The organism is Ferroacidibacillus organovorans, from assembly GCF_001642725.1.
GTDB classification, from domain to species: Bacteria; Bacillota; Bacilli; order Alicyclobacillales; family SLC66; genus Ferroacidibacillus; species Ferroacidibacillus organovorans.
The window spans coordinates 75,553-101,975 of record NZ_LSUQ01000006.1 but is presented as its reverse complement, the minus strand read 5'-3'; the positions used below and the strand labels follow the sequence as shown (position 1 = coordinate 101,975).

The 26,423-nt window shown below is 53.9% G+C and carries 26 protein-coding genes; 4 read left to right on the top strand and 22 right to left on the bottom strand.

Annotation, left to right across the window (positions count from 1 at the left end):
• Window positions 1-117: 117 nt before the first annotated feature.
• Genes pabB through nadC form a run of 3 tightly spaced genes read right to left on the bottom strand, consistent with a single transcriptional unit; the run spans window position 118 to window position 4,262 of the window.
• Window positions 118-1,869, bottom strand: a complete 1,752-nt coding sequence (gene pabB, locus AYW79_RS03690) for an aminodeoxychorismate synthase component I (protein WP_067561740.1) — start codon at window positions 1,867-1,869, stop codon at window positions 118-120.
• A 1-nt stretch (window position 1,870) separates the two neighbouring features.
• Window positions 1,871-3,409, bottom strand: a complete 1,539-nt coding sequence (nadB, locus tag AYW79_RS03685) for an L-aspartate oxidase (RefSeq protein WP_067561737.1) — start codon at window positions 3,407-3,409, stop codon at window positions 1,871-1,873.
• 16 nt (window positions 3,410-3,425) lie between these two features.
• Window positions 3,426-4,262, bottom strand: coding sequence for a carboxylating nicotinate-nucleotide diphosphorylase (gene nadC, locus AYW79_RS03680; RefSeq protein WP_231877896.1), 837 nt, complete (start codon window positions 4,260-4,262; stop codon window positions 3,426-3,428).
• 220 nt (window positions 4,263-4,482) lie between these two features.
• On the opposite strand from nadC, the gene nadA reads away from it, so the two are divergent.
• Window positions 4,483-5,445: a quinolinate synthase NadA gene (nadA, locus tag AYW79_RS03675; RefSeq protein WP_067561732.1), complete on the top strand. Its 963-nt coding sequence runs from the start codon at window positions 4,483-4,485 to the stop codon at window positions 5,443-5,445.
• A 57-nt stretch (window positions 5,446-5,502) separates the two neighbouring features.
• Here the strand turns inward: nadA and AYW79_RS03670 are convergent, their stop codons facing one another.
• The 5 genes from AYW79_RS03670 to AYW79_RS03650 form a co-directional block, all read right to left on the bottom strand.
• Window positions 5,503-8,496 (bottom strand): molybdopterin-dependent oxidoreductase, encoded by a 2,994-nt coding sequence (locus tag AYW79_RS03670; protein ID WP_067561782.1) that lies wholly within the window; start codon window positions 8,494-8,496, stop codon window positions 5,503-5,505.
• A 67-nt stretch (window positions 8,497-8,563) separates the two neighbouring features.
• On the bottom strand, window positions 8,564-10,120 hold the full coding sequence (locus AYW79_RS03665) for a 4Fe-4S dicluster domain-containing protein (RefSeq protein WP_067953317.1): 1,557 nt from the start codon (window positions 10,118-10,120) through the stop codon (window positions 8,564-8,566).
• Between the two features lie 92 nt (window positions 10,121-10,212).
• Entirely contained in the window at window positions 10,213-11,103 is an 891-nt protein-coding gene (locus tag AYW79_RS03660; protein ID WP_067561729.1) for a LysR family transcriptional regulator, read from the bottom strand.
• 20 nt (window positions 11,104-11,123) lie between these two features.
• Window positions 11,124-11,609 (bottom strand): hypothetical protein, encoded by a 486-nt coding sequence (locus AYW79_RS03655; RefSeq protein WP_067561726.1) that lies wholly within the window; start codon window positions 11,607-11,609, stop codon window positions 11,124-11,126.
• A 40-nt stretch (window positions 11,610-11,649) separates the two neighbouring features.
• Complete coding sequence (locus AYW79_RS03650; protein WP_067561723.1) at window positions 11,650-12,162, bottom strand: DinB family protein; 513 nt, start codon at window positions 12,160-12,162, stop codon at window positions 11,650-11,652.
• A 162-nt stretch (window positions 12,163-12,324) separates the two neighbouring features.
• On the opposite strand from AYW79_RS03650, the gene AYW79_RS03645 reads away from it, so the two are divergent.
• The 3 genes from AYW79_RS03645 (at window position 12,325) to AYW79_RS03635 (ending at window position 14,471) form a co-directional block, all read left to right on the top strand.
• Entirely contained in the window at window positions 12,325-12,888 is a 564-nt protein-coding gene (locus tag AYW79_RS03645) for an RNA polymerase sigma factor (protein ID WP_067561720.1), read from the top strand.
• Window positions 12,885-13,715, top strand: a complete 831-nt coding sequence (locus AYW79_RS03640) for an anti-sigma factor (protein ID WP_067561718.1) — start codon at window positions 12,885-12,887, stop codon at window positions 13,713-13,715. Before AYW79_RS03645 ends, AYW79_RS03640 begins: the two co-directional genes overlap by 4 nt.
• A 126-nt stretch (window positions 13,716-13,841) precedes the next feature.
• Window positions 13,842-14,471, top strand: a complete 630-nt coding sequence (locus tag AYW79_RS03635; protein WP_067561715.1) for a hypothetical protein — start codon at window positions 13,842-13,844, stop codon at window positions 14,469-14,471.
• 99 nt (window positions 14,472-14,570) lie between these two features.
• Here the strand turns inward: AYW79_RS03635 and AYW79_RS03630 are convergent, their stop codons facing one another.
• The 14 genes from AYW79_RS03630 to sigW form a co-directional block, all read right to left on the bottom strand.
• Window positions 14,571-15,143, bottom strand: a complete 573-nt coding sequence (locus AYW79_RS03630) for a TetR/AcrR family transcriptional regulator (RefSeq protein ID WP_067561713.1) — start codon at window positions 15,141-15,143, stop codon at window positions 14,571-14,573.
• Between the two features lie 14 nt (window positions 15,144-15,157).
• The gene (locus tag AYW79_RS03625) at window positions 15,158-15,853 is read right to left on the bottom strand and encodes an MBL fold metallo-hydrolase (protein WP_067561711.1); all 696 of its coding nucleotides are present in this window, start codon (window positions 15,851-15,853) and stop codon (window positions 15,158-15,160) included.
• A gap of 213 nt (window positions 15,854-16,066) precedes the next feature.
• Window positions 16,067-16,543, bottom strand: a complete 477-nt coding sequence (locus AYW79_RS03620) for an SgcJ/EcaC family oxidoreductase (protein ID WP_067561708.1) — start codon at window positions 16,541-16,543, stop codon at window positions 16,067-16,069.
• A gap of 18 nt (window positions 16,544-16,561) precedes the next feature.
• On the bottom strand, window positions 16,562-16,933 hold the full coding sequence (locus AYW79_RS03615; protein WP_067561704.1) for a VOC family protein: 372 nt from the start codon (window positions 16,931-16,933) through the stop codon (window positions 16,562-16,564).
• A 135-nt stretch (window positions 16,934-17,068) separates the two neighbouring features.
• On the bottom strand, window positions 17,069-17,371 hold the full coding sequence (locus AYW79_RS03610) for a hypothetical protein (protein ID WP_156493883.1): 303 nt from the start codon (window positions 17,369-17,371) through the stop codon (window positions 17,069-17,071).
• Window positions 17,372-17,966: 595 nt separating this feature from the next.
• On the bottom strand, window positions 17,967-18,440 hold the full coding sequence (locus AYW79_RS03605) for a hypothetical protein (RefSeq protein WP_067561698.1): 474 nt from the start codon (window positions 18,438-18,440) through the stop codon (window positions 17,967-17,969).
• A complete protein-coding gene (locus tag AYW79_RS03600; RefSeq protein WP_067561696.1) occupies window positions 18,441-18,761 on the bottom strand; it encodes a PadR family transcriptional regulator in 321 nt (106 codons plus the stop codon). It abuts the gene before it with no gap.
• A 122-nt stretch (window positions 18,762-18,883) separates the two neighbouring features.
• Complete coding sequence (locus tag AYW79_RS03595; protein WP_067561693.1) at window positions 18,884-19,693, bottom strand: COG4705 family protein; 810 nt, start codon at window positions 19,691-19,693, stop codon at window positions 18,884-18,886.
• A gap of 144 nt (window positions 19,694-19,837) precedes the next feature.
• On the bottom strand, window positions 19,838-21,667 hold the full coding sequence (gene glmS, locus AYW79_RS03590) for a glutamine--fructose-6-phosphate transaminase (isomerizing) (RefSeq protein ID WP_067561690.1): 1,830 nt from the start codon (window positions 21,665-21,667) through the stop codon (window positions 19,838-19,840).
• A gap of 356 nt (window positions 21,668-22,023) precedes the next feature.
• Window positions 22,024-23,370, bottom strand: coding sequence for a phosphoglucosamine mutase (gene glmM / locus AYW79_RS03585; protein WP_067561687.1), 1,347 nt, complete (start codon window positions 23,368-23,370; stop codon window positions 22,024-22,026).
• Window positions 23,371-23,487: 117 nt separating this feature from the next.
• Window positions 23,488-24,711, bottom strand: coding sequence for a CdaR family protein (locus AYW79_RS03580; RefSeq protein WP_067561685.1), 1,224 nt, complete (start codon window positions 24,709-24,711; stop codon window positions 23,488-23,490).
• Window positions 24,708-25,529, bottom strand: a complete 822-nt coding sequence (gene cdaA / locus AYW79_RS03575) for a diadenylate cyclase CdaA (RefSeq protein WP_067561682.1) — start codon at window positions 25,527-25,529, stop codon at window positions 24,708-24,710. Before cdaA ends, AYW79_RS03580 begins: the two co-directional genes overlap by 4 nt.
• Before the next feature lie 4 nt (window positions 25,530-25,533).
• Window positions 25,534-25,821, bottom strand: coding sequence for an anti-sigma factor (locus tag AYW79_RS03570; protein ID WP_067561679.1), 288 nt, complete (start codon window positions 25,819-25,821; stop codon window positions 25,534-25,536).
• On the bottom strand, window positions 25,818-26,390 hold the full coding sequence (gene sigW, locus AYW79_RS03565) for an RNA polymerase sigma factor SigW (protein WP_067561676.1): 573 nt from the start codon (window positions 26,388-26,390) through the stop codon (window positions 25,818-25,820). Before sigW ends, AYW79_RS03570 begins: the two co-directional genes overlap by 4 nt.
• Window positions 26,391-26,423 lie beyond the last annotated feature (33 nt).

Below are 26,423 nucleotides of genomic sequence, written 5' to 3'. Positions count from 1 at the left end.
TCTGCATCCTTTTGGTACCCGTGCATTTCATCACCACCTCAGTACATACTATACCCCCCTACCCCATGTGTCAAACATAAAAAAACACGCGTATGCGCATACACGATGATCGCGATGCTATTCAACGTGGACCAACACCCACCCGCGTACGGAATTGATCAACCACACCTGCGACGCACGGCGAACGTCTGCAATCGTCAAGACCTTTTCTTCAAGAATCCCTGCGTCAAGAAGAAGCCCGCGAAACGTGCCCGCAAGCAGTCCACTGTCACGCGCTGGCGTGACGAGACGCCCATCCATTTCCAAAACGAGATTCCCATTGGTAAACTCCGTAAGCTCCCCGCGTTCATTCCACAAGAGCACATCAAAGCAGCCAGGGTTATCCTTTTGCTGCGTTTCATAAACCGTGCGCTGCGTCGTCTTGTGGTAGAGAAACCGCAGAGAAGACAAGATCGGCACCTTCGCCACCGCCACTTGCAACGGCCCATTTTGAAACGCTTGGAAAGGGGTGCTCTCGATGCGTTGATCCCCATCCTTTGAAACCAAGAGGCGAACCCTGCGCCGCTCATCACCGTGAAGCAATGCGTGCTCGGCTAAACGTCGGCGCACCTCCAGAAGGTCAACGGCCATCCCAAAATACTTCGCAGACTCAGACAACCTTTTAAGATGCCGCTCAAGCAGCATATACGCACCGCACTCCAGGCGCATCGTTTCCAGCAACTCAAACGCGCCCGAATGCACATCGAGAAGCGCTGCCTTGGTTAACGCCTCTGCATACTCATCCCGCGGCTCTGAATTCCACGTGATACCGCCCCCGACACCATACAGCGCTTCACCTGTTTCACGATCGAGCAAAAGTGTTCGGATGGCCACATTAAACGTCGCATCTCCCCCCGGCTCAATCAAGCCAATCGCGCCGCAATAAATCTCGCGCGGCTGACTTTCGAGCTCTGCGATCAAGCGCATCGTGCTGATCTTTGGCGCGCCTGTGATCGAACCACACGGAAACAGCGCGGCGAGCACATCGACAAACGTCGCATGTTCGCCAATTTTCGTAGAAACGGTTGAAGTCATCTGATGAACCGTCGGATAACGTTCCAGCGCAAAGAGCGATGGGACAGAAACTTCGCAAGCCCCCGGAATCTTTGACAGATCGTTTCGCAGCAAATCGACAATCATCACATTCTCGACGCGGTTTTTCTCAGACGCATGGAGCCACGCGGCCAATTGTTCATCTTCTTGCAGCCATCGTCCGCGTCGGACCGTCCCTTTCATCGGGCGTGTGATGACGCGCTTTCCCTCCAATCTGAAAAACAGTTCGGGAGACGCCGAGAGGATGCGAAACCGTCCGATATTCAGATAGGCACAGTAATTCGCCTGCTGCGCCTCGCGCAAAGCGTGATAATAGGCGAGATCGTCTCCGGCAAATTGCGCCCGCAACCTCATGGTGTAGTTAACTTGGTAGGTATCTCCCTGCGCGATCGCGTGTTTAATCCTTGCCAGATGCGCGTCATAGACTTCAGGCAAAGTGTCGGCTCGCCAAGGCGAGCATTCATATCGCGCGGAATCAGCATGACACAAAGCGTTCGTTTCACGCTCAAAAATGGCAAAAAAGAGGAGCGGAATTTTCGAGTCTTCCGTCACGTCATACGCCGGGTCAAACGCTGGCGCCGCCTCATACGACAAATACCCAGCCGCGTAATATCCCTTTTTGACCCAAGAGTCAACCTGCTCAAGCGCCTGTCGCACCTCTGCGAGCGAGTGAGCGATCAACACCGTTTTCGGATCCGTAAAAACGCGCGGCCGGATCTGACCGCGTGGATCGCTGAAATGAAACATAAAATACGGATTCCGTTCTACCCCGAACATTTCAAAAGCTCCTTACACGGTCGATCCTGTTTTGCGAAATCTCTGTGTCCACTCCGTTTAACATTCCATCGACGCGCGGATAATCGCTGCGATAATGCGCGCCCCGGCTCTCTTTTCGGGAGAGCGCCGACTGCAAGATCAGCGTGGCTGTCTCTACTGCGAAAGACATGCCGTGCTCTTCTGCCAATGCGCGCAGTGCGTGAAGTCCCTGCTCCATCGTTTTTTGTTCACGCACCATACCCGCCGTTTTCCAGAGGATCTCTTGCACATCGATCAGCACATCTTCCGCAAGATCCGCCTCTTCTCCATCGCGCACCGCCGCGCACGCTTCATCATGAAACAAACTGCGCTCATCCCCTGCGCGATGCAGCGACTCTGCGAGCGCATGTCCCATCACTGCACATTCTAAAAGAGAATTGCTCGCAAGTCGATTCGCGCCATGCAAACCCGTACACGCCACTTCCCCCGTTGCATAGAGACCGGGAACGGACGTCTGTCCAGAAAGGTCTGTGTGAATTCCGCCCATCATAAAATGCGCCGCAGGTGAGACGGGCAACAAATCCACAGCAGGATCAAAGCCAAGCGTGCGGCAAACCTGATCGATTGTCGGGAATTTCAATGAAAAGTCCTGAATCGAGCGGCCGTCTAAGTAAATCGTTTTCCCCTTTTCCATCTCCGTGTAGATGACGCGTGACACCACATCGCGCGGTTCAAGATCAAGCCGCGGATAATCCGCCATGATCCTGCGCTGATTCTCATCGACGATTACGCCCCCCGCTCCGCGCACCGCCTCAGAAATGAGAAAACCGCGCGCGCCGTCTACGTCAAGCGCCGTCGGATGAAACTGGACAAATTCCAGATTGCGCAGCCGCGCGCCCGCGCGATATCCAAGCGCGATCCCGTCTCCTGTCGTGCCGGTGGGATTGGTGGTGCGCAAAAACAACTGACCAGCGCCTCCGGTTGCAAGGATCGTAGCCCGACGCGCAAAAAAGCGGTGAGGCTCCTTCCCGTCATTCAAAACCCATCCGCGCGCGCCCATCACTTCAGCGTTCGAATTCTCCAGGAGCGAGAGAATGCGGACACGCGGTATCCGAACAACGTTCGGAATGGCCTCAACCGCTTTACGCATGGTCTCCATGATGCGCCGTCCTGTCGCGTCGCCCCCCGCGTGAAGAATTCTTTTGCGCGAATGCGCGCCTTCTAGTCCTAACTTCCACACACCCGACGGAGTGCAATCGAACGGCACGCCGAGTTCTGCGAGCCAGCGCACGATCTCCGGTGCGCGCGCTGTCACCTGCGAGACAACCTTTGGATCGCAGAGATCCCCACCGGCCAACAGCGTATCGAGTTGATGAAGCTCCGGAGCATCATCAAGTCCAACCGCCGCGGCGATACCCCCTTGCGCGGCAAACGAGTTGCTCTTTGTGGAAGGCTCTTTTGAGAGCAACAACACGTCCCCAAACTTACTCAGCGCATACGCTGCGACACTTCCGGCAAGGCCACTGCCAATAATCACAAAATCCGCAACGACAGTTTTCACTCCAGCATCGCCTCACTCAAGAAAAGACAATATCAAGCCCTACGTCGACACTTGTCGCAGAATGTGTGAGTGCTCCCATCGAAAGGTAGTCCACGCCCGTTGCGGCAACGCTTGCGATCGTTTGTAGTGTAAGATTGCCAGAAGCCTCAAGCGGAACACGACCTTTCGACCACTGGACAGCCTGGCGCAACTGGTCTTGATTCATGTTGTCAAGAAGGATCATATCCGCGCTCGTTTCTAACGCTTCGACGAGTTGTTCCATCGTGTCGACTTCGACTTCGATCTTTTGCGACAAACCAATACGGGCGCGCGCAAGGGAGACCGCCAGGGCGACACCCCCGCACAGCGCGATGTGATTATCTTTAATCAGCACCATATCATCGAGCCCAAAGCGGTGATTATGCCCGCCGCCCATACGCACCGCGTACTTCTCAAGAATCCGCCAACCTGGCGTCGTCTTTCGCGTGTCAAGCAGCTTTGCGCGCGTTCCTTCCAATTGCGCGACCGCTTGGCGCGTAAGTGTCGCGATCCCTGTGAGACGCCCGAGAAAATTAAGTGCCGTGCGCTCACCGGTAAGAATCGAACGCGCCGGACCTTCCAAGCCGCACACAGCCGTCTTTCCAGCGATGGTTTGTCCATCCTCTGCGAGAGGCACAACCGTAACGCGCGCATCAAGCGCCGCAAACACATCTTGAATGAGCGGGAGTCCTGCGAGTGTTGCTGCCTGTTTGACATACACCGTTGCCGTAGCCTGGAGATTTCGATCAATGATCGCCTCCGTCGTACAATCTCCGCGCCCAATGTCCTCCGAGAGCGCCAAGCGAATGAGCTCGCGTGTCGATTCCAGGATCACGATCCATCTTCCCTTCTATGATTCGTACATGTATATACACGTGATTGTACAATTAAATCAGCCAAAATCAACGAGACCGCTTTCATCATCTCTTCAGTTCCTACAGCAATCAAGCAACCCTTGACGTCATCTATTCATCATAGTATGTTCATCTGTATATACAGAACAAAAGACCTTTTATGGAAGCAGCCTGCACATCCCGGGAAAGGGAGGATTCGCCATGTCCGCACTCCGTCATGACACCGTGCTCCAGCAAGAAATCCGCCTGTGGAAAGAAAAGCGAAACGCCGTCATTCTCGCCCACAATTACGAACTCCCAGAGATCCAAGACATCGCCGACGTTCTCGGAGACTCCCTCGCGCTCGCACGCGCCGCCGCAAAAACGGACGCCGACGTGATCGTCTTTTGTGGTGTCCATTTTATGGCGGAAACGGCAGCGATCTTAAACCCGGAAAAGACGGTTCTCCTCCCTGATCTCGAGGCCGGTTGCTCACTGGCAGACTCCATCAACGTCGAACAACTCAAAGCGTGGAAAGCGGAGCATCCGGGAGCTGTCGTCGTCTCTTATGTGAACACATCAGCGGGAGTCAAGGCAGAGAGTGACTATTGCTGCACGTCTTCAAACGCGGTGCAAGTCGTACACTCCATTCCAGTAGATCAAGAGATCCTCTTTTTGCCCGACATGTTCCTCGGCTCCTATGTTCAGCGCGTCACCGGTCGCGAAAATATGCACATCTGGATGGGCGAGTGCCACGTACACGCAGGCATCACGCCGACCGACGTGAACAGCGTGGCAAGAGAATACCCAGACGCCGATCTGCTGATTCACCCGGAGTGTGGCTGCTCAACGTCGAGCATGTACATGCTGGCTGACGGTCTCCTGCCGCAGGACAAGACGCACCTTCTCTCAACGGGCGGCATGCTCAACTATGCAAAAGCTTCCTCAGCGAACACGTTTATCGTAGCGACAGAAACCGGGATCCTTCATCAGATGGAAAAAGCCAATCCTGGCAAGAAGTTCATCGCGGCCAATCCACACGCGGTTTGTCCCTTCATGAAAAAAATCACGCTCCACAATGTGCTTGAAGCACTCCAGGAGATGAACCACGTGATTGAGGTGCCAAGCGAAATCCGCGCGCGCGCGAAAACGCCCATCGACCGCATGATCGCCATCGGCTCCTAACGTGTCGCCACACAAAAACGAATCACACAGGCAGTGACAACCTGTGTGATCGTATTTTCAAGCTTCGTTCACGTCGCGCATTCCCTTTTGCTCTTGTGGCACGATGTACGCGTCGGGGTGAGGCTTCAGTACCCGCAACATCCAGTACGGGCGGTAAAGTCCTCCCGGCCCCGGCGCCGGGCGTGTAAGGGTCAGCCACTTCTCAAACACCTGATACGCTTTCTCAGTATCCACTTCGATCTCCCCATAGCGCGTCCCGTTCGCCACTTTTTCGACGCGAATACGCTGATGCCAGCACATCATGCCGCTGATCGGGTCGGGCTGCACAGGGAAAATGATATTCTGATGCACCCCGCCGTCTGTCCACCAAATTCGCTCCGAGTCGGGGTCTGAACTCGCAAACGGTTGTGGACCGTGAATCTGCTTGATCTGCCACGTCCCAGCAGACCCCTGCTCCATTTTCACGAGCGACGAGTTCCACCGATCACTCCCGGTCTCTTCGTGTAATCGCCAGCGGCCGAGATGATGCGAACAGGCAATCACCCCCGGTTTAATCCCCTCCGTCACCCAGACCTTGTCGACGAGCGACCCGATCTCCGTCGAGATCTTGAGTTCATCCCCTGTGGTCACGCCGAGTCTTTTTGCATCTTTCGGGTTGATCCACACCGGATTCGTATGCGCGATCTCATGCAGCCACTTCGCCCCGTTCGTTCGCGAGTGAATGAGCATTGGCAACCGGAACGTCGGCAACAACATGTACTCACCTTGTGACGGATCGATCGTTTTATGGTGAACCTGACTCACGATGTGCACCATCGATTCGCGCTCCCGCTCATTGCGCGGATAGATCGGAATCGCGTATTCAGGCCATCCCCAGTCGCGCAACGTCGTCGAGAAAAACTCCAGCTTCCCGGATGGCGTCGGGAACCCTTTGACAGCCCGGCCATTCACCATGACGCCCGCCCGCAGCTTCCCATGGGCATTCTTGAACGGCCCCGGTAAGGGTGCGTGATTGGCCGAGCGCGGCAACTGATCAACCCATACGCCAGGCTCTTGATCAACAAGTATTCGATCAGACGAAGGTTCAGGCACCAGCACCGCGTGTTCGAGTACTTTTTCATCCACCGGCTTTTTGTGCACCGCGTACACATCGCTAGTGATTTCAAATGCAGCGTAGCGCTGCATGTATTGAAGCGGTGTCATCCCTTCCGCCGCGGCCGCCGCGGGGAGTCCGGGAACTGAATTCTCAAAGATCCACTGATAATACTCAAGCACCGTGATCTTTTCCCCAGGGCGGTATGGCGACTCAAAGTGTTGGCGGATGCCAAGACTCCCGTCTGGGTCAATGCGCCACGACAGTTCAATCCAAAACTCGTTTTCTTCCCACACCTCGCCAGGGTTTGTATCCCGCGTGTCTGCGACGCGCTCCCCTTTGCGCTCTTTTGACACGCGCGCGACCGGTTGCCGAAAACCAATCCACTGCGACGCGTGCGTCTCGTAACTGTGCAGATCGTGCCGCTCCGTCCCAAGTCCCATCGGCAACACATAGTCCGAGAACTGGGAGGTCTCCGACCACACCGGCGAAAGTGTCACGTGACAGCCGACGCGATCCTTTTCCTTAAACATTTCGATCCACGAGAACCCGTCGGGAAATGTCCACACCGGATTCATGACGCGCGTGAAATACACCTCAAGACGTTTGTCTCGCTTCTTTAAAATGTGCGGCAAACAAAAGCTCATCTCGAAATACGAGAGCGGAAACTCGCGCGGCCAGTGGTTTTCATTCCACTCGCGAATGGGCGCCGGCGCCGAGTTGCGCGCAGGCACGAACTTGACCCATGCGTTGGGGATCATGCTGCCAGGCTCCCCCACCGCTCCCATCAACACATTCAGAAACATCAAACAGCGCGTGATCATCCAGCCGCCGCGATGGCCCGCCGCGGCATTGCGCCAGATGTTGCTGGAGAAGGCCGTTCCCGCGCGCGCGATTTCATCCGTAATCTGGCGAATCATCGCCGCAGATACGCCCGCTTCTTCCGCCGCCCACTCTGGCGTGTAGTGACGGTACAGATTTTTCAATACGGTGACAAAATCGGCAAACGTTTGCGTCGACGGGATCTCCGTCAGAAATCCGCGCATCTTCAAGTCATTGAGATACTGCCGATCCGCGAGAAATTCTCGCCAGTTGACCCACTGCTCCACAAACTCGCGATTGAAGCGGTCACTCTGCAACAATCCATTGGCCATTGCCAGAAGCAGCGCCGCCTCGGTCCCGGGCCACGGCGAAACCCAGTAGTCCGCTTTCGATGCCGTGTTTGAAAGCCGCGTGTCGATCACCGCAATCTTCGTTCCCTTTTGCTGCGCCTCGATGATCCGTTGCGCGTTCGGATTGAAGTAGTGACCAGACTCGAGGTGCGCGCTCATCATCAGGATGAACCGGGCGTTGGCATAATCCGGCGACGGACGGTCCATCCCCATCCAAAAGGCGTACCCTGTGCGCCCGCCGGAAGAGCAGACGTTAGTGTGGCTCGACAACCCGTCGATCCCCCACGCCTTGAGCACCCGTTCCGTATACTCATCCTCCCCCGGACGCCCGACGTGGTACACGATCTCGTCTTTGCGCCCCTCCGTCAGGCTCGCGCGAATGCGGCCCGCAAGATCGTCGAGCGCCTCATCCCACGTCACGCGCACCCACTTGCCATCGCCACGCTCCCCTACCCGTTTTTGCGGATAGAGAATGCGCTCCGGATTGGTCATCTGGCTGACCGTCGCGGGACCTTTGGCGCAGTTGCGGCCGCGGCTCGCCGGATGGAGTGGATGACCCTCCAGTTTCTTGACTTCCCCCGTCTCCTTGTCAATGTAGGCGAGCAATCCGCAGGCAGCTTCACAGTTAAAACAGACGGTGGGAATCAATTCATAGTGGTGCGTCTCGCGCTTCGGCCATGCTTTTGCGTCAAGCTCCGACCAATCGTCCCAGTGGGCAGGCTCTGGATGCGAGCGGAGATGCCCAAACCCTTTCGTGAGCTGCGCGTGTTTCTCCTGAATGCTCATTTCGATCCCCTCCATCAAAATCCGGATGAACAAAATGTCTGGCTCATCCGGCGCTCCTCATTGCGCGTCAGCTCAGCGGAATGGACTGACCCGCCTGCACGTAGGCGTGTTCGTAGGCGAGCAGTCCAAGGAGCGCCAGTGCAGACGCCGCGACGAGTGCGACCCACGAACTCACGAAAAGACTCAGCACGAGCGGAAGCAGTGCGCCACCGATCAATCCCGTCCAGAAGAATCCTCTGTACGCACCGTAGATCATCTGATGCGCTGCGTCTTTCGCGCTCGCGATGGTGTGCGGGATCACCATCTCACTCAAGATCAGAACCGTGTGAAACGCGATCGCAACGAGCAGCGTGAGATGAACAATCTGCAGCGCCGCATGGGACAGCGGGAGCCATAGACCGCCGATCGAGAAGCATGCGGCGCCTGCGAGAATGGCCTGAGAGAGAAGATGAAGCGGCAACGCGGGATTCTGCCACAGGTCGCGCCCCTTTGCCTGCGCAAACAAAAAGGCGGTGTACATCGCAGTCAGTGCGCCAAGCAAGGCGCCTGGAATCGAGAGCGCGAGGTTCAGCCCCGTGTGACCAAGCAAACTGGCAACCAGCTGTGCCAGCAGGACAAGCCCGTACAAGGCGATGATAAACGAACCGCGCACCAGCCAGGACTTCCACTGCGGGCGCGTAAAAATGCGGATGAATCGCATGGGATGCTCAAGGTCCGCGATCAAAAGTACACCGGTGATCCCTAAGAATACGAGACCGGTCAACGAAGACGCGAGTCCCCAGGATGAACGTAAAGATTGACCGGCAAAGGTGAGGATGGCGAACATGAGAAAGACGCCTGCCGCGATCGATTTGGTCCACGTATAGAGCGAAACTTCCCAGTGCCACGGCGCGCTGTGAGGAACGTCGTAAGCGAGGCGGGCCGCGGCGACACTATGCTTTGCCTTCTGCGATTTTCGCGCGTGCACCGGGTATCCTTCTTTTTCTTGCGAATAGAGGTGCGATCCTTCGTAGGATGATTTCGAGGGGTTGAGCGTATAGTCACTGGCTCCGACATAAAACACCTTGGGTTGAGTGCCTTTCTCCGGCTTGCGAACGTCCGCCTTGCCGCGCGCGATCAGTTGCACCACTTCGCTTTCAGGATCGTTCAAGTTTCCGACGACAATCGACTCCACGGGACAAACGACGACACAGGCGGGCTCCATGCCTTGATCAATCCGGTGCGCGCAAAAATTGCACTTTTCTGCGCTGTGCACTTCTGGGTTTATATAAATCGCGTCATAGGGACACGCCGCCATGCACGCTTTGCAACCGATGCAGACGTCGCGATCAAAATCGACGATGCCATCCGAACGCTTAAACATCGCCGTCACGGGACAGATGGGGACACACGGTGCGTCCTCGCATTGATTGCAGCGGGTGATTTGAAACTGTCGGCTGACCTCCGGGTAAACGCCGACTTCCACTTGTTTGACATAGGTGCGATTGACACTAAGCGGTACATCATGCTCCATCTTGCACGCCACAGAACACGCGTGACACCCAATGCACGTATCTTGATTGATCACTTTCCCCCACCGAATCGGAAGCTCCTTCGGCAGGGTCACTTCACGCTCATCCAACACGTGCGCGCCCCCTTTCAATCATGCGCTGAATCTTTGTTCAGCGTATCATCGAAGGGAGACGTCGGGGTAATGCAAAGATTGCATGAGGGTATTCAGGCTGTCGCACTCTGGAGGAAATGAAGAAAGGATTTGACGATCCACTTGGCGTACCGCTCAGGCCGCTCCACAATTGAAAGATGCCGAGTGACACGAAAGTCGCGAATGGGAAGAACCCTTAGCCGCCGACTCGCACACTCTTCTTCAATCGTTAATTTGGAAAGAAAGGCAATCCCCAATCCGGCTTCAATGGCCGACTTGATCGCCTGAATGCTCCCGAGTTCCATCGCGACTGAAAGCGAGGACAAGAGTCCCACGTTTTCCAGAGCAACCTCTGTTACTTCACGCGTACCCGACCCCTCTTCCCGCATCAAAAGCGGCTGACCGATAAGATCTTGCAGGACAATCGCGTCAAGCGTGGCAAACGGATGATCGTGTCCACAGACCAGCACCAACTCATCGGTTCGCCAGCGGGTCACTTGGAGATCCCCCGGCTGATGAACCACACCTTCCACGAGTGCGATGTCGATGCGATGGCGTTGAAGATCCTCGAGAATCCCTGCGGTGTTTGAGATGCGCATGCGGATGTTCGCGTGCGGATGCTGCTTTCGCACCCTGCCAAGAATCCTTGGCAAGAGATATTCGCCAATCGACTGCGTTGCGCCCACCGCGATATCTCCACCTTCCTGGCGCAACCGCAAGAGTTCCTCCTTGGAGCGGGCGTGACAGTTTACGAGGTCACACGAATAAGGATAGAGCGCACGCCCCAATGGCGTCAGCGTAAGACCCAGCGCGCTCCGTTCACATAGCAGCCCGCCATACTCATCTTCGAGTGCCTGGAGATGGCGACTGGCGGTCGATTGCGTCATATGCAGCGCAATCGCCGCTTTGGTTACGCTTCCATACTCGACGACCGCACAGAATACTTCGTGACTCTCCAAATGCATCCCGATCATCCCCCGCGCGTCTAACGACGATGTTCAATTTCACTTAGCAATTCCTGCAAACGGTCGATCCACTCTGGCGCGGCGTCACCTGACACGTCAGACTCCGCCTGGCCTTTTGACTGCGCGACAAACTGGCGCAAGCGATCAAGCAACCGCTCTCCCTCAAGCTTAGGTAAGAGCAGCATCGACTCTTTCGAGCGGTCACCCGGCGTTTCACCGTAGCGGATTTTTAACGCCTGAGGATCCCACGCGCAAAGCAGGACCCAAACGGCTGCCGTCTGGTCAAAGCGCGTCGGGAGCATTTCCGGCAGATACAATTCCACCGTTTGCTCCCCGATGAACAAGTAGAGAATCAAACAATCGTTGGAATCTAACCGTCCCGCACCAAAGCGCACGTCTGCGACCACTTCTGCAGACCGCGGAAAGAGCAGACCGAGTTCTGGTTGGTCATCCCAAAACACGAGAAGTCCGTCCGACTGCCCCACTGCCGCTGGAATCACTTGCATTCGTGCACCTCCTAATTTTAGCGAAAATCCGGTCACAAACTCACAAGTATTTGTCCCGCAACACAGTAAAGTGATGGCGCTCATGGCCCGCGATGATATACGCAAGCGCGCGCGCCGACACAACGTTTTCTCCCACCGTGCCGCGCCTGATCCACGCCGCCTCATCCAGTGTGGTTGCGAGGCTGATCGTCGCGACGCGAACCGCCTCAAAATCATCAAGCAGCCGAGCGAGTGGGAATGCGTTGAACGTTGCCGCCGCGACATACGCATCCTGATCGAACACGGGAAGCGGCGCACGTTCTCCGCGCCCTATGGCGAGCATCCTGTAGGACATCACCCGCTCCGTGTCGGCGAGATGCCCGATCACCTCTTTCAGGGTCCACTTTCCTGCCGCGTAGGAGTGCTCAGCCGTCTCCTCGACCACCTGTCTTATCAGGTGCATCATCTCCGTCTGTTGCGTGCGAAGCGTCTCTTCAATCTCTCCATCAGGAACCAAGTGGATATACCTTCCATAGTACTCTGGATATTCATCAGACAGCGGACGGATGCGCATCACAATCCTCCTCATACATTTTCGATTCGTGACTTGCTTTCGATCACCAGTAGGATACTATGGCAATTGTATCCTATGAATTCAAACAACGATAGACAATCCAACGCGATAACCCTGAAATCCTATCCATTCTCAGGAGCTCATTAAAGAGGAGCTGGGTTTATGCCCGATGAAGAGCTGTGGCAACGCATCAAAACGGGCGATCCGGACGCGCTCAGCGTCTTGTACGATCGGTACGCGCCGAGAGTGCGCGGCATTGCACTGCGGATGACCCGGGAGTCTGCGCTTGCCGAAGAGATTGTCCAGGAAGTCTTCACGAAGATTTGGATGACAACATCGTACGATCCAACGCGCGGACTCTTTTACCACTGGATCACAACGGTTGCCAGAAACGTGACGATCGATGCATTGCGTCGAAGAATGCGCGTGAATGACTTCCCTGCTTCCGAAACGATCTACAGCGACCGCTTGTCGCGCGATGCATTGAAAGCCCACACTTCGGAAGTGGACGCCTATGATTTGCGCAGTGATCTCGCACACGCGCTAGCGCACCTGCGCCAAGAAGATTACGAGGTTGTGCGTTTAACCTATTTCGAAGGGTTTACACTGACGGAAGTCGCACGCATCCTGTCACTGCCGATCGGGACAGTGAAAACGCGGTTACACCGCGCGCTTTTGGCACTGCGCGCACGAATGGACGAATGGAAGGAAGGGGTGCAGGGATGAACATGCCGCAACTCCCATTGTGTGATCAGCGCATCGCTTATCTTCTCGGAGAACTCCCTGAAAAAGAGCGCCTTCCGTTTGAACAGCATCTGAGAAGCTGTGAATCATGCAACCGAGAGCTTCACCACCTCATGCCGACCCATGCCCTATTATCTGGAAATAGGATCGACGCATCACCTGACGTGTCCAGCGAACAAAAGATGCGGACGCTAGCTCAAGCGTTCGCGGCGCGCGCGCCTTACAGCCCATGGGAAGAACCATCGTTCGCTCAAATGCCTGCGGCAGATGTTGAACCTAAAACGCGCAACACAAATGTAAAGCGGTTCGCCTGGACAAGTTTTTCCTCTCACTCTGCCGATAAGAGAGCGCCTTTCATGCAAAGCGGAATGGCGCTTGCTGCAATCGCCTTCCTTTTCGTCGGCTATTGGTTTGGTGTTTCTACATCGCACCGCAACATCCCACCGCAATCTCTCGCGGTGTCAAATACGCCGCTGACCTACGCCAGCTTTGCGCCTGCAAATGCTCATATACACACAACTGGCGTCGTGATGCTGATTCACAACAAGGGAACCCGCGAGTTGGTCGTTTGGGTGCACGGACTTGATCCACTTCAACCTGGCACGTGTTACACGGTTTGGCTTGTCCAAGGACACACACACCGAAAGGCTGGCCTGCTTCAGGTCAAGCCAAATGGCATAGGTGTATTAACAGCCCGTGTGCCTGAGAACATGACATTTTCCGCAGTGAATATCTCGCATGAACCACACATGAATGACCCAAAGCCGCAGGGACCGATGATTCTGCACGCGTCAACCCGTGTCACCTGAGGCATTCAGAATCGACTTTGATTTGTACAATTTGTGACACATCTCATTCTGTGTGTTGCTGAGAAAACCGTTTGTACAAAGCCCGCGTTTCTTTAGAAAGAGGGTGATCCTAAGGAGGTTGAACAGATGAAGAACATCGCAAAGCTTGGACTGGCAGCGACGTTTGTGGTGAGTTCCATGGCGGCGGCGCTTCCCGCGTTGGCCGCGACACACCATCGCGCGATGGCCGCGCCAAAAGGGATGCAAATGGCTCAGGTGAAAGTGGTTTCTCCTCAACAGGGAGATAAAATACCGGGGAGTGGCTACACGGTCGAAATCCAGATTACCATTCCCGCGGCGTACGCCAAGAAAATCCCGGCGACTTCCGCATTTGTTCCACCGACCAGCCCTTACTTCAAGGCGGGCGCGAGTCACTTCTTTCCGGGGCTTGTCGTAACGGATACGGGGACGGTTGCCAAGGTGGGTGGCGCTTCGAAGAACCTCGCGGGCCTTTTTCAAATCATTGGTGTGCGGTGGAACCTTGCCGGCAGTGAAGTGATCAACGCAGATTGGTATGTTGTCAAACCGCTGTTTTCAAATTTGGCGATGCCTTGCATTCGCGCCTATGTCGTATCAGGAACGGCGCCGAGTTCTGTCGCCGCGAATCCTACCAACATGAATATCGGGACAGCATTTCACGGTATGACACTTGTATCAAACGTGGCAAAGACGGACGTTTACACGAATTCGGGCATGGCCACCATGAGCGGTATGTGATTCTTTCTATATTTACGCAATCTGAAAATACACATGGCGATAGAAGCAGCGGTCGTCCATGTGTATTTTACAGTATGTAAAAGGCTCCCTATCCATTTGTCAAACGCTGTATATGGCATGAAGTCCAGTCAAAAATGCGTCTAAAAGAAAACGGAAACTGTGATCCACATCAACGGGCATTCTGAATCCCCCACTACGCTCCAGCGAGGCAAACCCGTGCACCAAACTACGAAAACCACGTACAGTGTGAATGGAGTTCTCTTCGTCAAGTCCGTAGTGCCTCATCACCTGAACGACCGTATCAACGATCCTCTCTGCAGCTTGCTGCAACCTCGGATCTTGATATTCATGAATCTCCTGGACCGCATCATATAATCCTGGATGAATCCGGGCAAAGTTTAAAAAGGCTTCCGCCATGGCGTACACGGCACGATCTCCGGATTTTCCAAGCGCCGCCCGCATGATCACAGAGTTCAGGAGATCGCATCCATGGATAGCAATCTCTGTTCGCAGCCCGGACAGGCCATGGATATGATTGTATAAGGAAGGAGGACGAATACTGAGCATGTGAGCAACCGAGGTGAGACTGAGGGATTTAAGCCCTTGTGAATCGACAATCTCTGTCGCAGCCTGTAAAATGGTCTGCAAATTTACACTTACTCCCTGCGCCAATGATCCTCACTCTCCTAGCGTTCGATCGCTCGATCCATGAATTCTATCGGGTTTTTTACCATTACCCCGTGTCCAACAGCCAGCAGTGTAGGACGAAATTCGCGAATTCTACGAGCGCTGTGCATGGCTGCCTCCTTGTTCCACGTTGCCATCGCCGGGAAAGGAAACAATGGCCTGAATTGTCCTGCCACTGCAAATCCACCCCTCGTCTGAAATGCATCCCCTGCAATGAGAGATTGGTTGCGGGTATCGATGAATGACATCGAACCCGGTGTGTGGCCAGGTGTCGAAATGGCAAGCAATGAACCGATGCGATCCCCATCCTTTAGCAAATGGTCTGGGGTCGTTTGAATGGTGTTCGGTTTAGGCAGTCCCCCTCGAATTGGCGAATTGGGTTCATCTGCATCAAGCGTCCGATCACCTCTCAACAGGCGTGCGTCTCGACACGAGATCGAGACGGATGCATTCGGCAATTCCTTTTTCAACGTGTCAAGCGCTCCGATATGATCACCGTGGGCATGCGTAAGAACGATTCTTACGATGGGGATATTTAGCGTTTTCGCTGCAGTGACAATGCCCTCTGCACTATAAGGCAGTGCAGTATCAAGTAACGTTAATCCATCATCCTCCCTCACAAAATAACAATTCACCGGAAATATTTTTGGAAGAAACGTAAGTTGATATAAGAATTCATCGTGAATGATGCGCATCATGTTCATTCCTCTCGATAACTTAAATAGACATTTGGATAATCGCGTTTATAATATAACTAATCAAATTAGTTTTCGCAAGCACGTTGTGATATCGCGTTACATTGTCACCGCTCACAGCCAGTAATGCTCTTTTATAATTCAAAGATCGCATCGAACAAACTGGTGCGCTCGCGCCATGGGGGTCTACTCGATAGAATCTAAAAAACGCGTTCACGAGAGCAGCGTTCGTAACTCAGCAGTCATTTGATCAACCAACTCGGTTCTACCGTGAAACTGTGCAGGTGTGTTCTGAAACAGTGCGATTCGCCACGTATCTTCCATCCGCACCGCAACCAATGTGTGCAGCGTATTGACCTGGGGGTTAATGTCTGACTGCCCTGGCGAAACCATCCCTGCAATAGCCCGAAGGATCGCGATGTCTGTCGACAGAAAGCGGATGCGTTTGACTTTACTCACAAATCGGGCTGTCTCGTGATGTTCGAAGATCGGCGCTACATGCGAATAGATCTCCGCTTGCCCAATCGCTAGACTTCCGTCGAAGCCGATCTGTTCACCATCTTCGGCGAACAGATCGGCCATGTCGCGAGCGTTTTTGTGGTTCCATGCAGCCAACAATTGATGGTAAAGAACGATGATCTGTTTTTCATTTAAATCCCATACAGTGCTTTCTTCTCCCCAGCCATCCACAGGTGCCCACCCCTGCCTCTATTCATTCGGATTTGCCAGAACAAACGTGTTCCCATCAGGGTCTTTAAAGATAGCCTCCATGCCTCCCCAATTGGCACGCTCCGCATCCTTCACAAATTCCACACCGCGTTCTTTCAGCATCCTACAAGTCCCCACGACATCTTCGCACGTGAATGCCATGCTTTGGAAACCGCCGATTCGCTCTTCCTGACCGGGAGGTGTGAACAATACCACATCGGTCTGTGCTCCCGGTGGTCGAAGCTGAATCCACCGCGTTCCATTGCCAAACGGTTGGTCTGTCACAACGTCAAAGCCCAGTTTTTCGGTGTAGAATTTTAAAGAGCGATCCTGATCCGATATAGGAATACTGACAAAACTCACGCGTAACATTTTCATTATCCTTTCATTTGTAAATCAATGTGCCCTCCATGGAATGTTATCCCATTCATCCATACGATTCAAGGACAACCTCTTCCACCCATAGCTACTCTAACTCTATCATTTACATAAAAACAAACCTTGCTCTCAATTGATACGAATGATCCTTCCGCGTTTCAGTCCCATCGAAGCAAAGAGTGTTCCGATCGCCATACCGATAAGACCTGTGATGAACATGGGACTACCCACATCCTGCGTGTTGAACAGTTGTGGCGCGAAAACAGCAATAAAGCTGATGAGCACGATTGAACAAATAACGGATATCACCATGCTCAACCAAAGGATGATTTCAGGAATGAGCATGAACCTCAGTTCCCTTAATTGATATTCCGTTCTCGCAAGTGTCAAAGAGACGGAGACCGCCCCTGTGACGAGTTCAATCACAACCACTCCAAGGTAACTCAGAAAAAATGCATAAAAGTGATGCTTGACGAATGAGATGTGGTTCCAGTTCGCCAGAATAGCGGTTTCAAATATAAATAACAACAAACAGGACAATGCAACCCAAAACAAAATCAATACATTTTTTTGTTTGTGTGAGCGTCAAATCAAATTCGTCCCTACACCCTTCCCGCCTCCACCCCGCCAAATCCCACGCCCCACAAGGCTTTTCCCGCCCTTTTCTCACTCTCACCCAATTTCTACCGTCGAATGAATTTCTTCCGTAGATCACGCCTTTCCCCACCCATTTTTCTCCGTAATTTTTCCAGATTCATCGATTTTGCGTAAAATGAAGTGCTTCCGTGGAAGAACAGGGCAAGAGCGGCTTGAAGGGCGTAGGGAGAGCAGATTTGGTCATGTATTTTTTCTCATTTTTGATCGGGCATGGTTCATGAATCCTTGATATATCGGGCTTTTTCGCGTCTTATTTCCTTCGGTTTTTGCCTTACCCTTGTCCCAAAACGCCTCGTCCCTGCAACACAAAAACACGGGCTAATTCAGGCTTTTGACCCGAATCCACCCGTGCTGTAGGAACCAACTTATTTTACTCAGAGTAGAACTTATTTTGCTGGAATAGATCGGCTTTTTGCGAAGATAGTTTGTTCTCAAAAGCTCGCTTGATAGAAATGAAGAAAATCGGAAGTCCGCTGATCAAGAAAGCTAAAAACGCAAAACAACCAACAATAAATACAGTATCGTGTAAAATACCTAGCTCAGGATATAGCTTATTTACAGCTTGAAACAGAGGCAATGGATCGGTGATTCTTTGCAATGCCCCCCAACCCACCCCAAAGACCATGAACGCACAGAATGTCATAACCAATCCAGAACGAAGTTGGTTGCGCATAAATCTCGCTCCTTTCGCAAAACCGTTATCGTTTAAATGGGCATCGAATGCGCCAATCAAGAGATCCACAACCGTTGCAGGAGTGATTTTGTGCTCCATCAGTACTGCCAACATTTCTTCTTCATATCGCTCTCGCCACGCTTGAGGATAGAGTTTTAGCAAAAAGCGCATTTAATTCCCCCCCATCATGGCCAACCGGTTCTTCCCCACGAAAGCGACTTGTTCTAATGTTGCAACCTGCTTGCGAAGCGCCATCACACCCTCGTCAGTCATACGGTATGGTCGCCTTCTTTCCTCAGAAGGCAATGCTTCGATCCAACCCTGTTTTTCTAAGCGTGTGATCGCACCGTAAAGTGTTCCTGGTTCCAATTGCGTGCCACTAAATGCACGAATGTCCTCCATCATGGCATAACCGTGTTTTGGACCGGTCGCCAAACTTGAAAGAATAAGAAACGACGCATCCGAGAATCGCCCTAAATCATTCTGTCTCATTGCACTACCCCCATCAGTATTACGTTCAACTTACTACGTAAAACGTAATAATACGACATTTTTTAACGATCGACAAGAAAAAAAGACATTTTCTCCAATCCTCCACTTCACCCAAATCTGACCTACACCTGTCCGAACTGACTCTCCCTACTTCTCGATAATTGCCGTTGAACATCCCTTTTGCTCACCGTCAAATACCCTACAAAAATAACTATGAGTACTGTCAATACTGCCGCAACAATGCCATCCCCATAACCTAATCCCGTGATGCTTTTTGGCTTTCCAAGCCAATCTGCAATGGATGCCCCAAGCGGCCTGGTCATTACGTATGCAAACCAGAACGCAAAGATAGGATGAAGACGAAGCCATGCGTAGCCGAGTCCAGGAAGTGCAAATAAAACGATAAATAAAACACCTGAAGCCAAGTACCTTAAACGAAAGGTCGTTGCTGTCATATCCCCTGATGCCGTCCCCATGGCAAACGTAGCCAACACGGCCGACCAGTAAAATAGCTCGCGTCGGCGGGTATGGATGCTGTGGATGGATAACGTGCCCTCTACCTTATACCAGGTCATAAACACCACGGTCAGTAGGATGGCAAAAGCGATGGTTGAGGCGTAATACGGTACCCCGAGAACAATATGCGTGACATCGGCAACCATAGTGCCGAAAATCGCAACCATGACGACCAGAAGCCAGTAGATCCACGCTATATATTGGCGCACCGCAAACTGTAAAATGAGTGCAACCACAAAGCCGATGAAACCAAGGATGACCGCAACATAAGGATTGATGTGGTAGACGAGATAGTCAGACGTTGACTCGCCCATGGCAGTTGTCAGGAGTTTCACAATCCAGAAATAGAACGTGATTTCTGGAACTTTCGTTACATAGCGTTTACCTTGGTTTCCCGCAACGATTGACTGGTTCATCGATGTACTCGTTCCTCACTCGCAATTTCGTTGTCCAGTTATGGAGATTGCCACGATGGTAAAGATCATTTTATCGATAGGTGATCCCAAAGACGGGACAAGCAGAGAACAACCTACAACAGCCGCTCTCTGCTTGCCTTTTTATTATTCCACCGTGACGCTCTTGGCCAAATTTCTTGGTTTGTCGACGTCATTCCCACGCGCAACTGACGCGTAATACGCCAGCAGTTGAAGCGGCGCAACCAGAAGCACAGGCGCCAAAAAGGGCAGCGTGCGCGGCACATAGAGGACGCGATCCACACTCTTGCCAATCTCTTCGTCCCCCACCCAGGCGAGCGCAAGAACGTGCGCGTCGCGCGCCTTCACTTCCTTAATGTTGCTGACCGTTTTCTCGTAGAGTTCATCCTGCGTCACGAGTGCTATGACCGGGACGTCCTCCGTAATCAGCGCCAGCGTGCCGTGTTTCAACTCGCCCGCCGGATACGCCTCCGCGTGGATATACGAAATCTCCTTATACTTGAGCGCGCCTTCGAGGGCGACTGCAAAATCGAGCCCCCGCCCGAGGAAAAACGCGTCATCCCACGAAGAGAAATCGCGCGCAATCGTCTCGATCGCCGGCGCCGTTTTCAAGACTTCGTCAATCTTCAATGGCAGATCCAGCAGGGCGTTCAATAGTTTTGCACGCTCATCAGAGGCGAGCGTTCCCTTGATCTGCCCGAGATACGTCGCAAACAGGTAGAGAGCGATCAACTGGGTCGTGTACGCCTTTGTCGAAGCGACGGAAATCTCAGGCCCAGCCCACGTGACGAGAACGTGATCTGCCTCCCGCGCCGCTGAACTGCCGACCACGTTTGTGATCGCCATGACGCGATTGCCGGCCATCTTCGCATTGCGAAGCGCAGCCAGCGTATCGGCCGTCTCCCCGGACTGCGAGATGACCAGAATCAACGTGCGATCCGTTACAATCGGGTTGCGATAGCGATATTCTGACGCAATTTCAACGTCCACAGGAATGCGCGCGAGCGTTTCAATCGCAACTTTGCCGACAAGTCCCGCGTGGTACGACGTGCCGCACGCGACAATGTGGATGCGATCAATCGATTGAACGACTTCTTCGCTTAAGTCAAGCTCGCCAAGCGTCACTGCCGAGCCATCTTCCGCGATCCGCCCGCTGAGCGTGTCACGCACCGCTTTTGGCTGCTCGTGAATCTCCTTGAGCATGAAATGCTCATAGCCGCCCTTTTCGGCGGCAACCGCATCCCAGGTCACGTTGAAGATCTCTTTGCCAACCGGATTCCCCGCGAGATCGTAACAGGCTACGCGATCCGCCTCTAAAACGGCAAGCTCCCCGTCTTCGAGGATGTACACGTCCCGCGTATATTCAAGGAGCGCAGGGATATCCGACGCCAAGAATTGCTCCCCGTCGCCAAGACCGATGACCAATGGCGACTGTTTGCGCACCGCGATTAACTTCCCTGGTTCATCCTTCGCCATGATCGCAAGCGCGTACGCACCGCGCAAGTTTGGAAGCACCGCGAGCACGGTCGAAAAGAGATCGCCCGTCCACGCTTCTTCCAGGAGATGCGCCACAATCTCGGTGTCCGTTTCTGAGGCGAATGAATGCCCGCTCTCCATCAACTGCTCGCGCAGCGACTGATAGTTTTCAATGATTCCATTGTGCACAACGACAAACGCGCGCGAGCAATCCGCGTGCGGATGCGCATTCTCGTTCGAGGGGCGCCCGTGCGTCGCCCATCGCGTGTGACCGATCCCCTGATTTCCACGTACAGGGTGTGCAATAAGCGCGTCACCGAGCACCGCGAGTCGGCCCACCGACTTTTCCACGCGCACCTCGCCATCTTCAAAAATCGCCACGCCCGCTGAGTCATACCCACGATACTCCAGCTTTTCAAGTCCCGACAACAGGACATCCTGCGCTTGCCGACGTCCAACATAGCCAACAATTCCACACATTGAAAGAAACCTCCCCACGCGGCTCAAGCGCGTTTTTGGAAATGACAAACAAGGGTTCCGTCACCCTCTTTTATTCCGTTCGCGCGAGAAGCGCATCAAGCGCTTCTGATTCTGATCAAGTCCTGTCCGGCAAGTCACCTTGCCATTTTCCCATTGATCTTCGCGGTGTGAATCTACACCGGGAGGCACCCGCCGAGTCCTTCGCCAACCTCCACCGCGTCAACTGGAGCGCACATCTCGTCCCGTCCAGTCCTGGCGCTTACGACAACTGCTTTTTGTGCGTGTGATCCTCTTCTAAGCGCATTCCCCCTTTACCATGCGGATGGACGCGTAAAACGAGGCAGAGTCACCACGTCTTACGCTGTCTCAAGCTCCCGTCGAATCACATCGACGATGCGTTCCACCTGTGCGCGCACAAGCGACTCCTGCGGTCCCTCTGCCATCACGCGAACAAGCGACTCCGTGCCTGACTCGCGAACAAGCAAGCGGCCATTCTCGCCGATTTCATCCTCAATCTCACGAATGATTTGAAGAATCGAGCCGTTCGTCCTCCACGCCGTCTTATCCTTTACGCGTACGTTGACGAGCACCTGCGGATAAGATTTCATAATCGCCGCCAATTCATGAAGCGGTTTTTTCTCCTGCGCCATCACATCAAGCAGTTGCAGCGCCGAGAGCATACCGTCTCCAGTCGTCGTTAGATCGAGGAAAATCAGATGACCCGACTGCTCACCGCCGAGCGAAAAGTGTCCTTCGCGCATCGCCTCCATCACATAGCGATCGCCCACAGCCGTTCGCACAAGCCGAATTCCCAATTCCTGCGCCGCGCGCACAAACCCAACGTTGCTCATCACCGTCGTCACGAGTGTGTCATCGTGGAGGCGACCGTGCTTTTTCATGTGATGCGCACAAATCAGCATGATGCGATCCCCATCCACGATCTCACCGCTCGCATCTACCGCGATCAAACGATCTGCGTCACCGTCAAACGCCAAACCCACGTCCGCTTTCAGATCCTTCACCGTTTGCGCCAGTGTCTCAGGGTGCGTCGAGCCACATCCCACATTGATGTTAATCCCGTTCGGTTCAACCGACAACAGCGTCACACGCGCTCCGCGCTCCGCAAAGAGCGCCTTTGCGAGTTCATATGCCGCGCCGTTTGCCGCATCCACCACCACGTGTAACCCTGTCAAATCCGCCTTAAGCGTCGACGAAAGAAAGTCCCGATAGCGCACAACTTCATCGTGTCGATCATACACACGCCCAATCTGCTCACGCTGCGGACGGTCTGCCGCTTCTGTGCGCTCCATCCTACGTTCAATCTCGTCTTCTTGTGCGTCGAGAAGTTTAAACCCGTCCGCACCGAAAAATTTAATCCCGTTGTCCTCAAACGGATTGTGTGACGCTGAGATCATCACACCCGCGCACGCCTCTGAATGCCTCGTCAGATAGGCGACACCTGGCGTAGGCAAAATTCCCAAGCGCACAGCATCAACACCCGCCGACGTGATGCCCGCGATCAGCGCAAACTCTAGCATGTCTCCCGAGATTCTCGTGTCTTTCCCGACAAGCATGCTCGGTCGCCCTGTACACTGCAGTTTTAAAACACTCGCTGCCGCAACTCCTAGAGAGAATGCGAGTTCCGGTGTCAGCCCAACATTCGCAATGCCACGTACCCCATCTGTGCCAAAAAGTCGACTCACGCTCTTCCATGACCCCTCATTCACGTAAATCCTCGTTTATTTAGCTCATTCTCCCACACCCTCCACCGTCTTTCAAGCCGTGCAAGGGAAATGGTAGGATTTGGGCGAACACAGACGCTATGGCAATGCGCTTACATGAACGACGCTGTGCGTCACCGACTGGATCACCCAAGGTGCGGGGACACTCACTGTCACCGTTTCACGTGTCGATTGCCCTGCCGCCAGTCCCTGCACTTGCACCGACGCCTCAAGATCCTGCGCTGTGAGCGCTGGGGATTGCGGCCCAAACAACGCGACATCAACCGTACTCGTTGAAAGACGATAGCGCACATGCGACGTCGCGCCCCGGATGACGATCGGAACATGCTGCACCACCGTTCGCACACCTGGGACGACCGTCACCGTCACCGTCGCAGTCACACTCGACAAATGAGCGCCCGCCACCGGAATAGGAATCGTCTTCGTAATGGTCGACGTCTGTTGCAGACCAGCCACGTTCATCGGAGAGAGCGCAATCGGAGGAAGATTCACAAGCGCCGCGGAGGCGCCTGTCACCTGGATCGTGTGCGGCAGCACTTGCACAGATGCCACATAATAAGGAAACGCAGGAATGCCAAATGTGCTCGCGACGAGTGGCACAGTGACAGACGTCTGGCGAAAAGGCACGGTTACCATCGATGTACTCGGCGAGCACTGCACACCGCCCACCACCGCACCGTTTTGATCCACGGGCACCCACGTGACGCGCGCCGCAAACGTTGAACCGCGATTCACGACAGAAATCGTCCCCACGACCGCGCGAACGCGGTGAACATCCACATCAGGCCCGCGCACGACGACGTGCGAGATCCCAATGTTGACGTGCGCCAATTGAGCGCCGGCGCTCACAGCCCCTTGAAAGCGTAACGTCGGTTTCAACGCGTGATCAATCACAGGCCGCAGATCGAGTGTGACATGCTTCACTTGGGGGGTGTACGTGGTCGCGTGTGTTGGCAGATTGATCATCGTGACAGGCAGTTCATGAACGCCTGGCTTCAGTCCCCGCGCATTGACTACCGCTTGTAAGTTCCCGTACGCAACCTGTACGGAAGCGACGCTCAAAAGGCCACCGGAGACGGATACATCCGTCTTGACAGGATTCTGACCGAGCACCGCCATGTCAGGGCTGATGCGGGCGTGAATCGGAATGCCGTGTAGAACGGCCGTCGTCGTCGTGAGTGCGGCAGGTGAGATCGACTGCGTCGAAGAAGACTGCACCACATACCAGAGCATCACCGCCAAAAGAACGCTCACGAGTCGTGCTGTGAGATTGCTCTGCAAAAAATCGCTGGCCTTTTTCATGCGCGTTCACCTTTTCGAGCAAAGAGTCGGAAAGGCCGTTGATTGCGCATCGTTCCGTAAACCTCATTGAGTCGCTCCGTCAATTCGCGCTCATCCAATCCCCGTCTTAAAATGCCACCCTCAGAGATTGAGATTTGGCCCGTTTCCTCCGAAACAATAATCGCAACAGCATCCGATTGTTCTGTTACACCGATCCCTGCGCGGTGGCGCGTGCCAAGCTCCTTCAAAATCGCGTCACTGTCGCTAAGCGGTAAGAAACAACTCGCGGCAAGAACCCGCTCGCCGCGCAAGATCGCCGCGCCATCGTGAAGGGGTGTATTCGGAATAAAGGTGTTGATCAAGAGTTCAGCACTGAGCAGGCCCTGAATCGCAATCCCGGTTTGAACATACTCATTCAGCCCTGTGTCCCGCTCAAGAACGAGCAGCGCGCCAATTCGATTCTTGGAAAAAACCTTTGTCGCCGCGACCAGTTCCTGTACGACATGCGTCGTATCGCCTGTCCCTTGCCAATTCAAGCGCAACTGGAATAGGCTTGCCCGCCCCAACTGTTCGAGTCCACGCCTCAGTTCAGGCTGAAACACGACAGGGATCGCAAAGAGTCCCACCGTGAGGGTTTGCGTCAGGAGCCAGTTTAGCGCTTGCAGATGAAACACGCGACTCAGGCCGAGCGCCACAAACAGCACGATCAAACCTTTGAGCAGTTGTACCGCGCGCGTGCCGCGTATCAAGAGAATCACACGATAGAACACGTACGATACGATCGCGATATCCAGAACATCAAAAATGTACTTATTTAAAAGAATCAGCAGAGAGGGCATGCGCTCACATCAGCTTTCCACGATCTACCGAACCATAGAGAGGGCGTTTCTGAGGCGTCGACTGCACACGCTTCATGATGCGCTCATGAAGCGAACACGGGGCCGAAAGTTGCACCATGCTCCGCAGTTCTCGCTCGACTTCCTTCAATTGATCAAGATGCGCTTCACAGTGCGCGCACGTCACTCGATGGTGATGCGCGAGTTTTACATGAGGGTGGTGGTCGTCGCCATCCAGGTGAAAATGCAGCGTTTGCTTTGCTTCCTCACACGTCACAAGGATCCCCTCTTTCACGATACAGGCACATCCACAAATCGTTCTTTCATGGCCTCTCGGCCGCGGTGAATTCTCGTCTTCACCGTCGTGACAGGAACGTGCAAAATATCACTAATCTCCTGAAGAGATAATTCCTGAATGTATTTTAAAATGAGCACCGTTCGATAGGTAACCGGGAGATCGTTCAGCGCGCGCTGAACATCAGCGCAGCGCTCAGTCTGAACGACGAAATCGAGTGGATCTTGTTCATCACTCGCGAGACGCTCATACCCATCTCTGTTTCCTTCTTCGCCATCGTCAACATCAAGCGATTGGTGTGGGCGACGTTTACGCAATCCGTCAATGCAAACATTTGTCGCTATGCGGTAAATCCACGTCGAGAATTGATACGTCTCGTTATAGCGCGGCAGGTTCGTGTAGACGCGCAAAAACGTTTCTTGCACCGCGTCCTCCGCTTCTGTGCGATTTCCAAGCATTCGAAAGGCCATCGTGAACAAACGATTTTCGTAGGCGTTGACAATCTTCTCAAACGCCGCGACATCTCCCATTTGCGCTTCTTCAAGCACACCCTGCGCGACGTGGTCCATCCGCGACCCCCATCAATCTTTGGTAATCAAAAC

Excerpts from the sequence above, each read along its gene's own strand:
- pabB (WP_067561740.1), bottom strand. The coding sequence starts at position 1,869 with ATGTTCGGGGTAGAACGGAATCCGTATTTTATGTTTCATTTCAGCGAT.
- nadA (WP_067561732.1), top strand. The coding sequence starts at position 4,483 with ATGTCCGCACTCCGTCATGACACCGTGCTCCAGCAAGAAATCCGCCTG.
- AYW79_RS03670 (WP_067561782.1), bottom strand. The coding sequence starts at position 8,496 with ATGAGCATTCAGGAGAAACACGCGCAGCTCACGAAAGGGTTTGGGCAT.
- AYW79_RS03660 (WP_067561729.1), bottom strand. The coding sequence starts at position 11,103 with ATGCATTTGGAGAGTCACGAAGTATTCTGTGCGGTCGTCGAGTATGGA.
- AYW79_RS03655 (WP_067561726.1), bottom strand. The coding sequence starts at position 11,609 with ATGCAAGTGATTCCAGCGGCAGTGGGGCAGTCGGACGGACTTCTCGTG.
- AYW79_RS03650 (WP_067561723.1), bottom strand. The coding sequence starts at position 12,162 with ATGCGCATCCGTCCGCTGTCTGATGAATATCCAGAGTACTATGGAAGG.
- AYW79_RS03645 (WP_067561720.1), top strand. The coding sequence starts at position 12,325 with ATGCCCGATGAAGAGCTGTGGCAACGCATCAAAACGGGCGATCCGGAC.
- AYW79_RS03640 (WP_067561718.1), top strand. The coding sequence starts at position 12,885 with ATGAACATGCCGCAACTCCCATTGTGTGATCAGCGCATCGCTTATCTT.
- AYW79_RS03635 (WP_067561715.1), top strand. The coding sequence starts at position 13,842 with ATGAAGAACATCGCAAAGCTTGGACTGGCAGCGACGTTTGTGGTGAGT.
- AYW79_RS03625 (WP_067561711.1), bottom strand. The coding sequence starts at position 15,853 with ATGCGCATCATTCACGATGAATTCTTATATCAACTTACGTTTCTTCCA.
- AYW79_RS03615 (WP_067561704.1), bottom strand. The coding sequence starts at position 16,933 with ATGTTACGCGTGAGTTTTGTCAGTATTCCTATATCGGATCAGGATCGC.
- AYW79_RS03605 (WP_067561698.1), bottom strand. The coding sequence starts at position 18,440 with ATGCGCTTTTTGCTAAAACTCTATCCTCAAGCGTGGCGAGAGCGATAT.
- AYW79_RS03600 (WP_067561696.1), bottom strand. The coding sequence starts at position 18,761 with ATGAGACAGAATGATTTAGGGCGATTCTCGGATGCGTCGTTTCTTATT.
- AYW79_RS03595 (WP_067561693.1), bottom strand. The coding sequence starts at position 19,693 with ATGAACCAGTCAATCGTTGCGGGAAACCAAGGTAAACGCTATGTAACG.
- glmS (WP_067561690.1), bottom strand. The coding sequence starts at position 21,667 with ATGTGTGGAATTGTTGGCTATGTTGGACGTCGGCAAGCGCAGGATGTC.
- AYW79_RS03580 (WP_067561685.1), bottom strand. The coding sequence starts at position 24,711 with ATGAAAAAGGCCAGCGATTTTTTGCAGAGCAATCTCACAGCACGACTC.
- cdaA (WP_067561682.1), bottom strand. The coding sequence starts at position 25,529 with ATGCCCTCTCTGCTGATTCTTTTAAATAAGTACATTTTTGATGTTCTG.
- sigW (WP_067561676.1), bottom strand. The coding sequence starts at position 26,390 with ATGGACCACGTCGCGCAGGGTGTGCTTGAAGAAGCGCAAATGGGAGAT.